The organism is Tildeniella sp. (genome assembly GCF_059505325.1).
Genome location: NZ_JCACKI010000009.1, coordinates 36003 through 50863, shown reverse-complemented (window position 1 = coordinate 50863; position 14861 = coordinate 36003). Strand labels below are relative to the sequence as shown.

Annotated in this window: 16 protein-coding genes; 5 read left to right on the top strand and 11 right to left on the bottom strand. The window is 49.9% G+C overall.

Annotated features, from left to right (window positions below):
• The first annotated feature begins 371 nt into the window (after positions 1-371).
• The gene (gene ilvN, locus AC5JO6_RS04215) at positions 372-890 is read left to right on the top strand and encodes an acetolactate synthase small subunit (RefSeq protein WP_496079791.1); all 519 of its coding nucleotides are present in this window, start codon (positions 372-374) and stop codon (positions 888-890) included.
• A 375-nt stretch (positions 891-1265) separates the two neighbouring features.
• Here the strand turns inward: ilvN and era are convergent, their stop codons facing one another.
• On the bottom strand, positions 1266-2342 hold the full coding sequence (era, locus tag AC5JO6_RS04210) for a GTPase Era (protein WP_496079790.1): 1077 nt from the start codon (positions 2340-2342) through the stop codon (positions 1266-1268).
• A 116-nt stretch (positions 2343-2458) separates the two neighbouring features.
• Here era and surE point away from each other — a divergent pair, with 116 nt between their 5' ends.
• Positions 2459-3145, top strand: a complete 687-nt coding sequence (surE, locus tag AC5JO6_RS04205; RefSeq protein WP_496079789.1) for a 5'/3'-nucleotidase SurE — start codon at positions 2459-2461, stop codon at positions 3143-3145.
• 30 nt (positions 3146-3175) lie between these two features.
• On the opposite strand, the gene AC5JO6_RS04200 is transcribed toward surE, so the two are convergent.
• Complete coding sequence (locus AC5JO6_RS04200) at positions 3176-3937, bottom strand: hypothetical protein (protein ID WP_496079788.1); 762 nt, start codon at positions 3935-3937, stop codon at positions 3176-3178.
• A 444-nt stretch (positions 3938-4381) separates the two neighbouring features.
• Complete coding sequence (locus AC5JO6_RS04195; RefSeq protein ID WP_496079787.1) at positions 4382-4750, bottom strand: hypothetical protein; 369 nt, start codon at positions 4748-4750, stop codon at positions 4382-4384.
• A 770-nt stretch (positions 4751-5520) separates the two neighbouring features.
• Between AC5JO6_RS04195 and truB the strand changes: the two genes are divergently transcribed.
• Positions 5521-6495 carry a tRNA pseudouridine(55) synthase TruB gene (truB, locus tag AC5JO6_RS04190; protein ID WP_496079786.1) on the top strand — a complete coding sequence of 325 codons (975 nt, stop codon included), beginning with the start codon at positions 5521-5523 and terminating at the stop codon, positions 6493-6495.
• A 128-nt stretch (positions 6496-6623) separates the two neighbouring features.
• Here the strand turns inward: truB and AC5JO6_RS04185 are convergent, their stop codons facing one another.
• The 8 genes from AC5JO6_RS04185 to acpP all read right to left on the bottom strand — a co-directional run bounded on the left by AC5JO6_RS04185 (position 6624) and on the right by acpP (position 13519).
• The gene (locus AC5JO6_RS04185; RefSeq protein WP_496079785.1) at positions 6624-7589 is read right to left on the bottom strand and encodes an Rpn family recombination-promoting nuclease/putative transposase; all 966 of its coding nucleotides are present in this window, start codon (positions 7587-7589) and stop codon (positions 6624-6626) included.
• Positions 7590-7604: 15 nt separating this feature from the next.
• Positions 7605-8171 (bottom strand): Uma2 family endonuclease, encoded by a 567-nt coding sequence (locus tag AC5JO6_RS04180; RefSeq protein WP_496079784.1) that lies wholly within the window; start codon positions 8169-8171, stop codon positions 7605-7607.
• Positions 8172-8207: 36 nt separating this feature from the next.
• Complete coding sequence (locus AC5JO6_RS04175) at positions 8208-8420, bottom strand: hypothetical protein (RefSeq protein WP_496079783.1); 213 nt, start codon at positions 8418-8420, stop codon at positions 8208-8210.
• Positions 8404-8679, bottom strand: coding sequence for a BrnT family toxin (locus AC5JO6_RS04170; RefSeq protein ID WP_496079857.1), 276 nt, complete (start codon positions 8677-8679; stop codon positions 8404-8406). The genes AC5JO6_RS04175 and AC5JO6_RS04170 overlap by 17 nt, the downstream gene beginning before the upstream one ends.
• Before the next feature lie 138 nt (positions 8680-8817).
• A complete protein-coding gene (locus AC5JO6_RS04165; RefSeq protein WP_496079782.1) occupies positions 8818-9774 on the bottom strand; it encodes a hypothetical protein in 957 nt (318 codons plus the stop codon).
• 90 nt (positions 9775-9864) lie between these two features.
• A complete protein-coding gene (locus AC5JO6_RS04160) occupies positions 9865-11778 on the bottom strand; it encodes a thiamine pyrophosphate-binding protein (protein WP_496079781.1) in 1914 nt (637 codons plus the stop codon).
• Between the two features lie 73 nt (positions 11779-11851).
• Positions 11852-13102 carry a beta-ketoacyl-ACP synthase II gene (gene fabF, locus AC5JO6_RS04155; protein ID WP_496079780.1) on the bottom strand — a complete coding sequence of 417 codons (1251 nt, stop codon included), beginning with the start codon at positions 13100-13102 and terminating at the stop codon, positions 11852-11854.
• A 165-nt stretch (positions 13103-13267) separates the two neighbouring features.
• A complete protein-coding gene (acpP, locus tag AC5JO6_RS04150) occupies positions 13268-13519 on the bottom strand; it encodes an acyl carrier protein (RefSeq protein WP_496079779.1) in 252 nt (83 codons plus the stop codon).
• A 61-nt stretch (positions 13520-13580) separates the two neighbouring features.
• On the opposite strand from acpP, the gene AC5JO6_RS04145 reads away from it, so the two are divergent.
• Positions 13581-13877 carry a hypothetical protein gene (locus AC5JO6_RS04145; RefSeq protein ID WP_496079778.1) on the top strand — a complete coding sequence of 99 codons (297 nt, stop codon included), beginning with the start codon at positions 13581-13583 and terminating at the stop codon, positions 13875-13877.
• Between the two features lie 60 nt (positions 13878-13937).
• Positions 13938-14861, top strand: a complete 924-nt coding sequence (locus AC5JO6_RS04140) for a CoB--CoM heterodisulfide reductase iron-sulfur subunit B family protein (protein WP_496079777.1) — start codon at positions 13938-13940, stop codon at positions 14859-14861.

Genomic DNA, 14861 nt, shown 5'->3' with positions numbered 1-14861 from the left:
CATTTGAGGCAAGACAGCATCACTTTATTCGATCCGATCATGCCGCCAGCAAGTCCTACGGGTTCAAGTAGTACAGCACCGATCGCGGTTTTACCGACTCCAAACCCCTTTTTTGCTCCTGTGATCTAAGTAGAGGTGCAATTCGGGCATCTAATCTGCTCCTCGTTCTGGCTCGCTCCATGCTGGCAAGTCTTCGCCCGTCACCCGCCCATAGATAGCCAAGCTCCTAACCGCTGCAACTCCTAGTCTTTTCCTTTGCGCAAATACCAAAGAGGGTTAGGGAATGCAAGTCACGATAAGATGAAAGGCTCAGGCACGATCGCATTCTTGCCGCGCTGTCAGCCTTCTACTACATTCCCCTTCGCAAGTCCATGAAGCACACCCTCTCTGTTTTGGTTGAAGACGAAGCGGGGGTTCTGTCCCGCATTGCTGGTTTGTTTGCCCGTCGTGGGTTTAATATCGAAAGTTTAGCCGTCGGACCTGCCGAGCAGATGGGCGTTTCGCGCATTACGATGGTGGTGCCGGGGGACGATGGCAGCATTGAGCAGTTGACCAAGCAGCTTTATAAACTCATCAGTGTGCTAAAAGTGCAGGATATTACCGAAGTGCCCTGCGTCGAGCGTGAATTGATGCTGATGAAGGTCAACGCCAGCAGTACCAGCCGCTCCGAGATTGTAGAACTGGCGCAAATCTTTCGGGCGCGGGTGGTAGACGTAGCCGAAGACTCTGTGACGCTGGAAGTAGTGGGTGATCCCGGTAAGATGGTGGCGATCGTCCAGGTGCTCAACAAATTTGGCATCCGCGAAATCGCCCGCACAGGCAAAATTGCTCTCCCGCGCGAGTCTGGCGTGAATACGGAGTATCTGAAGTCGTTGGAAGCGAAAGTCTGAGGAGTTTTTAGTTGTTGGTTTGAGGAGTTTTTAGTTGTCAGTTTGGGACTGAATCTGGTTTTAGTGATTGGTTGGGGACTAAATTGCGATCGTGGTAGATTCACAAGGATTGCTGATTGGCGTGCTCGAATTGAAGCCAATGCTTCAGAGCGATGAGGGGCAATGGCGGTGCTCAATGAGTCCAAGAAGAGAGTGACGCAAGTGTTTCTATCGTACTGATCTTGCCTTCGGGTTGTGTCTACCAGCAGCCCCAACACTGCTTTGGTGCAGACAGTACAGAGGTGATCGGTAGAGTTTAAGCTTGTCTGCCGCCGCACAACTTTGCCGCCAGGTGCAATTACGGCTTAAAGTGTGGTTACCCGGAGGTTCGCCCTTTTACTCTTCAACCCGATATCCCAATTCAGCGAGACGAGCACTCGACTGTCGCCATTTGGGTTGCACTTTGACAAACAGTTCAAGATACACTTTGCCCGCCACCAATTTTTGAATTTGCTGTCGTGCTGCTGAGCCGATCGCCTTCAGCATCTCTCCCCCTTTCCCAATAAGAATGCCTTTCTGGGACGATCGCTCAATATAAATCGTTGCCAGGATACGGGTAATGGTTGGTTCTTCTTCAACGCGATCGATGCCGATCGCGGTTGAGTGCGGCACTTCCTCTCGCGTCAGCAGCAGCACCTGCTCTCGAATCAACTCGCCCATGATGAAGCGTTCTGGCTGGTCTGTTACTAAATCAGGCGGATAGTAGTAGGGACCTGGCTCCAAGTGCTGAATGAGCTGTTGCTGTAATGCCTCTAAGCCTTCTCCTGTCAGTGCAGAGAACTTGGCGATTTCCCATGCTTGACTGGCGGCGAGTTCCTGGTAGGTGCGATCGAAGCGGTGAGGAGAGAGGGATGAGGAGAGAGGGGTGAGGAGAGAGGGGCTAATCAATTCTGTCGGTTCGACTTTTGGCTCGTGTTCACCTACCTCTAGATTCTGATCATCTGCTTCCGCGTCCTCCTCGGCACCCTTGCTCTCCTGCTGTTGATCTGCCTTGTTAATGCCCAAAATGATCGGCGTTTGGCAGTGGGTGAGTAGATTGGCAATAAAGCGATCGCCCCCACCTGCTGCGACCGATCCATCCACAACAAACAGCAAAACGTCCACTGACTGAATGGCAACCTGAGCATTTTTGACCAGCACTTTGCCGAGTTGGTGGTGAGGTTTGTGAATACCCGGCGTATCGACAAAAATAAGCTGGGCGGTCGGTGTCGTCAGAATGCCCCGCAATCGGTTGCGTGTGGTTTGCGCGACGGGGGAGGTAATGGCGATCTTTTGACCCACCAGGTAGTTCATCAAGGTCGATTTGCCGACATTCGGGCGACCAATAATGCCGACAAAGCCCGATCGAAACCCAGGTGGCGAAGCGGGAATGAGACCTAATCCCGCTCCATCATAGTCATTCAGCTCACTCATGCAGTCCCCAACCTGTACCTTGTTATTAAACGTGCGATCGCTCCCCTCTTAATCACTTTAGTTTACGCACTAGCATTTACTCAGCCGTACGCCAAACTCAACCTCTTTCTACCTGCATGACTTTAGTTTTGACCAATGACGATGGCATTGACGCGCCAGGCATACGATCGCTGCTTAAAGCCGTGAGCCAATTGAATGGCAACGCGATCATTGTTGCACCTCAGGCACCTCACTCTGGCTGTGGACATCAAGTGACAACGACAAAACCGATCCATGTACAGCAGCGATCGACCGTGGAATATGCGATCGGTGGTACCCCCGCCGACTGTGTTCGCATCGCGCTCAACCACTGCGTCTCCGATGCTCACTGGGTACTCTCTGGTATTAATGCTGGTGGCAATTTAGGGTCAGACGTTTACATTTCTGGAACCGTAGCGGCAGTGCGAGAAGCAGCACTATATCGCATTCCTGGTGTAGCGATCTCTCAGTATCGGCAAGGTGGGCGGGCGATCGATTGGGCGATCGCAGCCCAGCTCACGACCCACGTTTTGCAGGCTCTTTTCGCCCGTGATTGGGAGCCGGGAACCTATTGGAACGTCAACCTTCCCCATTTGGACGCGAGCGAACCCATACCAGACATTGTTTTTTGTCAGCCCTGCACACAGCCGCTACCCGGAAATTATCGGATTGAGGGTGATTACTTCTACTATGCGGGGGAGTATGCCAAGAGACAAAGGGATACGGGTAGTGATGTAGATGTTTGCTTTTCTGGTCACATCGCCATCACCCGTATCACACTCTAACGCAAAGGTGCTTGCAGCCAGATGCCCTGGTTAGCCTTCCAGTAAGTTTCGGTAAATTTTTTGCACCAGCCGCGTGTACTCGCCAAGATCGGCAATAAAGCGACGAATTTGCTCATGAGCTTCCAAAGAGCGATCGACGCTGAAAGGAAGAGCATTGAGTTCCCCTTCATAAAGTGCAATTTCTCCTTCCCATGTAATGATGTGCACCTGTAAAAAAGCGACAAGCTGACGATATCTTTCTAATTCCTCTTCATTTAAATTGATTGGACTTGCTAGAATTCTATTCGACTGAGCATCAATCAAGCTTTCGATTTTCAGCACCAGATCTCGGAAAACAGACAGGTGATCTTTGACAAGGGAAACATTCGCTAACGCTGCTGAATGATTGAGCGTTTCACTGAGATAATTGATGCGTTCTTCAATCCGTAGAAAGCAATCTTCCCCACCTTCCAGAAGCAAACTCAAACAGTATGCTTGAACTAGCTGAACATACTGTGTTACTTGGCTACTGTAAACGCAAAGGCTATCGTATATTAGAGCAATCTGCGGCGGTACTGAAGCAGCCTGCTTCAGTATGACGTGGTAATCGCGGATGCTCGCTCTAAATGAGTTAATATGCTCGAGCCATAATTCCAACCACTGCTCTGGGTCAGAGACAAATTCTCTAAGACGTGGAGACTTTTCTAGCGCCTCTTCAAGTAGGTTGATGGTTTCTTCAAGGACATTAACAACGGATTTAAGGTTACGAATATTTTTACGGCTTTCTAAAAAAAAACTCTCGGTATTAAACATCGGTTAGTCAATGCACAGTTTATACAGTTGCCCTTTGCACTACAAGACGAAGACCCGCAATGTAGAAACTTCGTCTCTCAAAAGGCACTTGCGCTAAGTAAGTTATTGGGCGTAATCAAACCAAAGATGAATTTGCGGGTGGAGAGGGTGGAACCCCCTTCGGCTTGAGCGCTCAGGTCGAAAGCTACCTGGTGGCAGCGCCCTCAAACCCCTACCTCACAACTAATTGTGGCTACCTACTTAATAGCACGGGTGGAGACCTAAGGTTCCGCTCCAATCAGCTTCAGCAGGATTTTCCGAAGAATTGGTCTCAATGAAATCCACGAAGTAATGCTACAACGACATCAAACGGATACACGTGAGCGAAATCACTGATTAGTGATGATCGATACAACCAGGTTGTCAACCAAAATTGCTGTTAAGTGAGAGGCTAACCCGGTAGAGCTACTTTGAGCCTATTATGGGAGTCTCTTTTTGAAGCTGTGATTTCAGCTTGTAAACCTCTTTCTGCGTCTCTACAGCCAAGTCTTGAAGCTGCTTGAGTGTTGAATCTAGACTGCTGTAGCTGTGCTTGTTGGAGGGCAATGGCTGGCGTAGAGTTGAAAAGGGCTGACACAGCGTTCTGTTCATGCGCTCTTTATCTGAACCAAGAATGTCTGAAACGGTCGCATCAACTTCATTGCAAAGACGATCGATCTGCGTGAACCATTGCGCGATCGGTCTAATTTGAATGTCTAAACGTGTTTCGATTTGCACAAGGCTCTGGTCAATTTTGCTATAACGGGGATTGAAGTCATCTAAACGTTTTTTCATACTGCTATTGCCTATAAAGCTCAAATCTTACTGATTCTAAAACGCTAAATGCTCACGTACTGAGCATCATGTTAAATAACTGAGAGTGTTTGCACTCATAAACATAGACTTGACAGTGTTTAGTGATCAAATCACAATCAAATCTATAAGAGCTTTAAGGCAAACAAATACTGGTGTAGTTATGATCACGAACAACTCGACATGTGTCAATAAACTTACTTTCAGTCACACTATAACTCAAAGCGAACAATCAATTATTAATTATTAAGTTTTACATATGAAGTGATCAAGAACGTTGATACTCTTTGCCAAAGCAACAAGAGCTATAGCAGTCCCAGATTCAGTGGTGAGCGGAACTTAATGATGGATCGGTCAGCTTTTCTCTGTCTGCTGACCGCTGACGGCTAAGAGCTGCTATCAAGAAGCTTCTCACAACTCACATAGGATCGCTCTATGTGTATCACTAATTAACGCGATGTTGATCAATGTACGGCATGAAACAACAAAGACTGATGTCGTTTAGTAGCAAGTGTATCAATAGCCTGAGTGTAATGGCTAAGCAGAAACCTGAACCGACTCAGAAGAGCTACTTGATAATGCTTGAAAAACGACTGAGCAGAGGTATGCAAAGATACTTTAACGACTTAAATATCCATACCCGTTTACTTAATTTCTGTGTCCACTCATTCTCCACATTAGTTGCGGTTAGAACTAACTCGTTACGCTAAATTGTTAGGCTGATAGAGTGTTCGCAAAAACGTTGGAAGCAAATGGACGGGTTTCTTAATCTCAACAAACCGATAGGGTTTACCTCTCACGACTGCGTTGCAAAAGTACGGCAGTTGCTACAGATGAAGCGGGTTGGTCATGCTGGCACTCTTGACCCTGCTGCAACCGGGGTATTGCCGATCGCCCTCGGCAAAGCGACCCGTCTGCTGCAATTTTTGCGTCAGGATAAAGCGTATCAGGCAACCGTGCGGCTAGGGGTTAGCACAAACACCGACGATCTAGAAGGTGAAACGCTGCTTGCCCAACCTGTTGTCGGACTTGAGTTGGAGACAGTAAAAGCAGCGCTCCAACAGTTTCAGGGCACGATTCAACAAGTGCCGCCTAACTACAGCGCGATTCAGGTACAGGGCAAGCGGCTATACGATCTGGCGCGCGCAGGCGAACCAATCGTGGTCAAGTCTCGCGAGGTTAACGTATACAGCCTTGAAGTACTGAACTGGCGATCGGGCGCTTTTCCTGAATTGGAGCTGGCGATCGCGTGTGGTCCTGGCACATATATTCGGTCGATCGCGCGTGACCTGGGCAACGTCTTGAAAACAGGTGGAACCTTGGCAGCCCTGACACGCACAGCAAGCAGCGGCTTTGAGTTGGCAGAAAGCCTGACCTTTGAAGCTTTGGCAGAACAGATAGAACAAGGTGATTTTCAGCCGATCGCTCCAGAGGTCGCCTTGTCTCATCTCAGTAAAATTTCGTTATCGGCAGCGATCGCCCGACGCTGGTGTCAGGGGCAGCGCATTGCGATTTATCCTACGGGTGACGATCGGTGGGAAGGGTTGGAAGACGCGGAAACAGGCATCTACAAGGATGCAGACAGCACCCAGGTTTATGCCGTTGACCCACTTCAGCGATCGCTCTGCGTCTATCACGAAGATGGGCAATTTCTGGGCGTTGGCAAACCAACTGATACTGAAATGGGAATCATCTTGTTAGCTCAAATGGTCTTTGAGAGTGGTTAGTGACTTGCATGAAAATCGCAGCGCGATCCCTAGTTGTACAGAAATAACAGCATGGTCTGTAGCCGTCAGCGAAAAGCTGATAGCTGATAGCTGATCCAAAAGTGTGCCGTTATTTTTTAAGCAAGCTCTTAGGTCTGATGACTTTCTAACCAAGCTTCTAGCTCAGCCAGGGTGGAGACATTTAGCAAGGCGATTGCCAGTGCTTCTAGTTGAGTCAGGTTTAACTGAGAGAGGCGGTCGTGCAAGCTATCCGGTAATCGCCCCACTCGTTGCTCAAGGAGAAGGACAACGAGCGATCGGCGCTCCTCTTGCCGTCCTTCTTGCCGTCCTTGTTGAATGCCTCGCTCAAAGCCGATTTCTTCAACGCTCGTAATGTAGGGCACTTTACGTTCCTCCTCGTAAGCCTTCAGCTCTAACCAAAACGCCTGTTTCAACCCTTCTGGCAAGATCATAACCCAGTCAATGAACTTGAACAGGTGCAGTACATCCCGACGACTATACCCAGCCTCATACAAGCGCCGAATTAAGCTGAGTTTCCACTCCTTGCGACTACTCGAATTGCGCTTCGTTTCCTGTGCCTTCAAATGTGCCATGACGACTGTGGCAAAGGGATTTGGGTTGGCTTCTAACCCCTGCCATTGCGCTTGATAGTCCAGCAGCTTGACAGTGTCGAATTGAAACGATAAGTGAGTGCCGGGGTAGCTAAACTCGTAGCGGTTCGGTCGCCAACCAGCGTTGCTGTCACACAAAATCGCTAAACTGACGGCAGGCTGACGAAAGCGATCGAAAATGCGCAGGGCATACACAAACATCCGTTCAGCGAAATCTGCTTCGGGTTTTGCCTGTACTTCGACGTGCAGCAGCAGAAACAGTGCTTTACCCCGCTTGCGCCAGACCTTGACCAAAAGATCCGCATAGCGTTTGCCAATGGCAGTATCCGGGGCAATCTGCTGGAATTCTTTGTCCAAAAACTCAGGCGGCTTTTGCCAGTCGATCGCGCGATGCAATGCAGGGAAGAAAAACGCGATCGCCTCTGGAAAATAGTGACGCAAAATCTCTTTCCAGGGAGAATCCTGGTCTGTACGAGCTGCCATGCGGACTCACCCAATCTACGACGAGGAGCGATCGGATAATGGTTTTGATGGTTGTAGCCAAGCAAAGACTTGATCAACTGTTAAAACGAGTGGGATGTCTTGCAGGACAGGTAAGCGATCGCCATTGCTCAAGAGCGTCAGGCGGCGATCGGGTAACAGTACCATAACAATACGTTCGGTTGAATCGATCAGCCATCCAAGCTGTGTTCCTTCTTCCAAACAGGCTTGAATTTTGGCAATCAATTTCGTGGTGCTTTGTTCAGGAGACAGAATTTCAATGATCCAATCGGGTGCGCCTGAAATGGGACTATTTTCAGACGGAACGCGATTGCGATGAATCACGGTGATATCAGGTACGACAGAGTTGTTGCTCAATGTGCAGCGCAGTTCTGGAAACGCTTCATAGGGTGAATCGACCTGATCGATCGCAGCCGTCAAGCGCTTCTGCAAGATGCTGTGATGAGCAGTGGGCATTGGTTTTTGGTGAACGTGTCCCGCCACAAACTCCCAAGCTGGCGATTCTTCAATCTGCGGCAGCTTGAGAAAGTCTTGCAGTGTGAGGCGTTGCGTTGTGGTAGTCATACACGATCGTGGCTATAGTAGCCGAAGAGATATAAGTTACTGCCGTTGAGCGATTTGGAGCAATAGCCGCAGTGCTTCATTGACAGAAGCATCAGTTGGAAAAGCACGAGCAACATCAGGATCTAAGAGCACGAGGTTTGTTCCAGATCGATAGCGTTCCACATATTTACCTCTGACACCGCCTGCCATCTTAGAGAAGTCGTATTCAGGGCGTAGTTCATCGTCTAGTTCGTCAACGTCCTTCTTCATAAAACCTCCTTTCCTGGCGAGTGGCTTTTCGAGCATTGATGATACGAGTGTGGTTTTCTCGATCAGTATGGGAAACAACCAGTAATTGATTTAACCTTGACATTCCAATGATAACGTAGCGGCTTTCGCCGATGGAATGATCAGGGTCGGGAAAGGTAACGGATAAGGAGTCGTCAAAGACGGTTACAGCTTCTTGAAAAGAGACGTTGTGCTTTCTCAGGTTTAAAGCCGCTTTATCTGGGTTCCACTCAAACTCCATCATGCGATGTGTATCACTTAAACGTATTTGCGGCAGTTTGAGCAAAGCTAACAGTGCGAGTCGTTGTGTGTAGTAGCCATAAACGATCGTGATTATAGTAGTCGAAGACACGATCAACAAACATTGAAGATTAGCGTATCAATTGCCAAACCTGAAATAATCAACCTGAATTAGATCAGGCACAGACACAACCTCTTGTTCATTTCCATCAGCATCATGACCCGTAATTGAAACGAACCCAGGATTTTGAGCGCGATAGCGATTTCCACGCTTTAAGGGAAAGGCACCTAACAAGTAACTAGCGTTAATAGCAGGATCAAAAGCATCATTTTCGATCAGGAAACGTTCGGCAAACTCCCAAATATCACCCATTGCCTTAGCACTGACCTGCCGACGACGTGACCCAAAAAAGACTGTTTGCCTTGCTTCTGGGTAAAGTTGAGGGGAGGGAGACAAGAGATAGCGTTGAATTGGTAAACCATACTCGCTTATTTCTTCAGTAACGTCACCCTCCAGTCCCCAGAAATACTCAACAACCTTTCCGTTCTCAAACAAGATGTACTCAATCGAGCCAGTAGTATCGCTTACGCTCAGGTCAATTACAGGCTTCCCTAATGCCTTAGAAAGTTGAGCTTCAGTAGGTGCTGGCGATATTGCTACACGATCGGGTTCTATGATTTCGTCATGAACCATTATTGACCAGGGATGTCCAACAAGCTGAAACGCAAATCTAAAATAACCTGACACCTTAATTTCAGAACCAAGTACATCACGTCGTACTTCGAGTGCCCTGTTTGCAAGTACATTTGTGAGCATCTCTAGTGGAGCCTTGACCAACACAACCCTATCATTGCGGTCAATTGTCTCAATGCCCCGCCTTTCAGACCACGGACGCGTAAACTGCTTTGCTGCATCAGACTGTTGCTGCTGGTTCATGCTACCTCCTTCTACTGCTTGTGATGCAGCTAGTTTTGATGAGAAAATAGTACAGCCGATACAAAGAAGGAACACTATAACCGTTTTTCGGAACTCTATTTTCATTCCATGCACATCCAGTAGTAGCTTTGCAAACTGGGTAATGAAGAATCTCAACATTACAAATAACAATGGACTGAGGGCTGGGTGGTTAACCGCAACGCTCAGTCCATTAGTGTGTAGAGACTAAACTGAAATTAGTGGTTTCAGTTAGCCAACCAGTTCTTTGACTTTGGCGATGATGCTGTCGGGGTCGAGTCCTTGATGGGGATACTGTTCCCACAGACCGCCGGAGCCTTCTTTGTGAGTGCCGAGGTGGGCGTATTTGGGGGTCAAGCCGCGCTCTAGCAGCCAGGTGCCGAAGCGACTGCCCAAGCCTGTTTTGCGGTTGAATGCCTCAACGACGAGGACAAAGGGGGTTGCACCGATTTTGGCGATCGCTGCTTCATCCACCACATTCAACGTCGGCTTGTTGATCAAACCAACGTCGATGCCTTCCTGCTTCAGGCGATGCACGGCATCCAGAGCGCGATACAAGCCATCACCAAAGCTAACGATGTAGCCAGCGGTGCCTTCGCGTACCACTTCATCTTTGCCAGGAACGAAGGTATAACCCTCACCGTGAAGATCATTGCCGTTGGCATCAAGAATGTTGGGTGTTTTGGAGCGCGTGGAGAAGATGAAACGCAGTCCTGGGTCGTTAAACACGCCTGAGACAACCGCTTTCATCTGACCCGCATCGGCAGGGAAGTAGAGGCGAGTTTCGTAGCCATCGTCCAGCCCGTTGTCAGCAAAGAAGTTGTTGATGCCGAAGTGGCAGGTGTTGTCTGCCATATCGTCAATGCCGGAGTGGGAGAAGTGGCAGAGCAGGTTGGAGTAGTTTAACCGCGCCATCGTGATTTCAGAGATGCACATCTCCAAAAAAGCAGCGAAGGTAGCGAAGATGCCCTGCTTGCCTTTTTCCATGCCAAAGCCAGCCGCAGCGGAAATATTACCCCGCTCCATGATACCGGAGGGGATGAAGACTTCAGGATGGGCATCGTGAATCTTTTTCAGACCGCAAGAGCCTTCCAGGTCGCTGTCGATGACGATGACGTTTGCCTTGCGATCGGCTTCACTCATGCCATCCAACACCGCATTCACGGCATCGCCAAACACGTTGCGGTTAGAGTCCCATGTGTCGCCTGCACCGATAAATTTGTAGGGATTTTTGGGCGTTTCGATCGCTTTCAAAAAGTCCACTGCTGCTGTTAAACCGCGTTTTTCCAGATACGCGATCGCCAGCTTCACCGAAATCACGTCATGCCCGTGAGTCGAGCCTTCTAGACCTTCGATGCCAACGGACATGGGACGTTTGTTGACGACTGCGATCGGTCCCGGTGTGGAGATAGCTTCCACAATGCGCGCGTACAGATCGTCCAGATCTTCGCCATTGCCTTCCAGTACCTTGAGTCCGTGACCTGCCAGAGTTTTTGCCACGGTAAAGCCTGGGAGGTATTTGGAGGGATGTCCCGCGATCGTCACGTCATTGTCGTCAATGATCAGCTTGACGTTGAGGTGTTGCGCGACCGCTAACCGTGCCGCTTCCGCATCGTTGCCTTCTTGCTGAGAGCCATCCGAACCGAGGCAGAAAACCGTCTTGCCGGGGTTTGCCATTGCCACACCATTTACGTAGGGCCACATATGACCCAAGCGACCGGAGCTAAATTTCACGCCGGGAGTCAAGCCCAGTTCTGGATGTCCCGGCAGGTGGGAGTTTGCTTCCCGGTAGTGGGTCAACTGTTCCGCAGGCAAATCGCCATGCAGGGTTGCCATGAGGTACTGGGTTGCCACACGGTGCCCTGCTTCGTCAAAGAAGATTGGCACGAATTGATCAGGAGCGCTCCGGAACAGGGCATCAAGAATCATGACTTCGGGCACGGTGTCGTAAGGTCCGCCCGTATGACCGCCCACACCTCTTGCGGCACCCGTTGCAGTGAAGAAGATAATGGCATCCCGGCAAAGCTGGATGTTTGCCTTGAGGGTTTCGCGCTGCTCGTCGGTCAGGGTTTTGTTGGCAGGGTCTAGCGTTACGGGCTTATAAGCACCGAGGTCGATCGGAAAGCGAGTGGTCGTTGCTGTCATGATTTAGATCCTGAATAGGGCAGTGAGGCAAGCGGGCGCAAAGCTCTGAAAGGTGAAACAGTCGAACCAAAGACTATCGATACTTCTTAAATGCCAGCGTAACGTTATGTCCACCGAAACCAAAGGAATTGGACAGCGCTACGTCTACTATCTGTTCGCGGCTGTGATGGGGCACGTAGTCCAGGTCACAATCAGGATCGGGATTGTCGAGATTGATGGTAGGGGGAACGCGATCGTTTGCCACTGCCATGACAGCCGCGACCGCTTCAATGCCACCCGAACCACCCAATAAGTGTCCCGTCATCGACTTCGTAGAGCTAACAGTAATCTTGTAAGCATGATCGCCCAATGCCTTCTTCATCGCCGCTGTTTCGGTCGAATCATTCGCTGGCGTACTGGTGCCGTGAGCGTTGATGTAGCTGACTTGATCAGGCATGAGATGAGCATCTTTCAACGCTAAGGAAATGGCTCTTGCGGCACCCTCGCCTCCGGGCACAGGAGACGTGATGTGATAAGCATCGCAGGTCGCGCCGTAGCCAACAATTTCGGCATAGATACGGGCACCCCGCGCTAAAGCATGTTCTAGCTCCTCAATGATCAGAATGCCGCTGCCTTCGCCTAACACAAAGCCATCGCGGTTCTTATCGAACGGGCGACTCGCATGAGCAGGATCATCGTTACGTGTGGACATGGCTTTACAGGCGGCAAAGCCAGCAACAGAGAGCGGCGTTACTGCTGCCTCTGTGCCGCCGCAAATCATCGCTTGGGCATAGCCGTTTTGGACGAGTCGAAAGGCATCCCCGATCGCGTTTGATCCGGCGGCACACGCGGTTACGGAACAAGAGTTTGGACCTTTCGCGCCTGTGTGAATGGCGGTTAAACCTGCTGCCATGTTGGCAATCATCATAGGAATCATGAAGGGGCTACAGCGATCGGGACCCTTCGTGAGGTAAATTTCCTGCTGGTCTTCCAGCACCTTTAGCCCACCAATGCCCGTGCCGATCAAAACGCCCACCTGTTCTGCATTCAAATCGTTGATGACAAATTTGGCATCGGCGATCGCTTGCTTACTGGCAGATACGCCAAACTGGGCGAACCGATCCATCCGCTTTGCTTCCTTACGATCCATATAAGCGTGCGGATCAAATCCTTTCACCTCACCTGCCATGCGACAGTCATGCCGAGCAGCATCAAAGAGGGTAATGGGACCAATCCCATTACGTCCGCTCAATAGCCCTTGCCAATAGTCAGTCAGGGTATTTCCAATTGGGGTAATCGCGCCGAGTCCTGTGACGACAACGCGCTTACGATCGATAGTTGTCATGGCTTCAACGTTACGGGTCAATGCCCAGAATGCAGAACAGAAGAACAGTTTTCAGTAAACAGGCTTCAGTTTCAGTGAACAGGCTTCAGTTTTCAGTCAATCGCTCAGTGACTCTGACGAATCAATGCTCAAGAAGAAAGCTTGACTGCTCACTGTTCACTGTTTCTAAGCCGATGCCGCCACCTTACTGTTGATGTAGTCTACAGCTGACTGTACAGTGGCGATTTCTTCCGCCGCTTCGTCAGGAATTTCGACATCAAATTCTTCTTCTAGTGCCATTACTAGCTCAACGGTATCCAAAGAATCGGCTCCTAGATCGTTAGCAAAGCTGGCTTGAGGCGTTACTTCACTGGCTTCAACGCCGAGCTGTTCAGCCACAATTTTCTGGACTTTCTCGAAAATTTCTGTCTCGGTCATAAACTTCCTCAATCAATGCGGCGGCAGTGGTTATGCTGTAAAACCTGTCTGACTGCCTGTCATGGGGCAATACAAGCGTTTTGACACTCGTTTTGCTCATGCAGGCGATGACAAACATTCCCTGATCTTATCTGAAAGCGCGATCGTCCGAATCATTAACAGACGCTTTCCTAACCGATCGCTTAACAATGCGTACAGGACACAGGGTACAGGAAGACGGAAGGAAGCGGGTGTAAATGCCCCATTCGTGGGCAGTATTGGCTTTTGCGGGAGCAAGGCTGAAGCCTGGAGTGCTGTTCTTCCAGAAAAAGGGGATGATAAGGAAGCAATTGCTCAAGCTTTGGTCAGAGGTGACTAGAGAGGCTGGCAAGAGCCGCTCCTGATTCTCGATCGTCTGTACCCCGTACCTTAACGAATCATGTCGCTGTCCACTGTATCATCGCCCACGCTCAAATACGCCTACTTCCCAGGCTGTGTTGCTCAGGGAGCCTGTCGAGAATTGTATCAATCAACGCAAGCACTGACGCAAGCGCTAGGCATTGAGCTGATCGAATTAAAAAAGGCATCCTGCTGTGGCTCTGGCACGTTCAAGGAAGATTCCCAGTTTCTCGAAGACACGGTTAATGCTCGCAATATTGCGCTGGCAGAATCGCTGAACCTGCCGTTGCTTACCCATTGCAGCACGTGTCAGGGCGTGATCGGTCATGTGGACGAGCGGCTCAAAGAACGTCAGACAAGCGATCCTGCCTATGTCGATCGCATTAACGGCTTACTTCATCAAGAAGGCTGTTCACCGTACAAGGGCAGTACGGATGTCAAGCACCTGCTCTGGGCGATCGTCGGCGACTATGGCTTGGATGCGCTGGCTCAAAAAGTCACTCGCAAACTCTCTGGACTAAAATGCGCTGCCTTCTACGGCTGCTACCTACTGCGTGCCCAGGATCATCTCCCCTACGATGATCCCTACAATCCACAGTCGATGGAGAACGTGTTTCGGGCGATCGGAGCCACACCCGTTGACTACCGGGGACGCACTCAATGCTGCGGTTGGCCCCTCTCTAGCTACGCCACTGAGCAGTCGTTCAAGATGGCGGGAATGCACATTCAAGAAGCGATTGCGCAAGGTGCTGATTGCATCGTCACGCCCTGCCCGTTGTGTCACCTTAATCTCGATTCTCGTCAACCTGAAGTCGAAAAAGTGATTGGGCAAAAACTAGGGCTTCCTGTGCTGCATTTGCCTCAACTCATTTCGTTGGCGCTGGGTATTGATCCAAAGCAGTTGGGACTCGATCGGCACATTGTTTCAACGCGATCGGTCTTAGAGCGACTAGGAATGAATTAA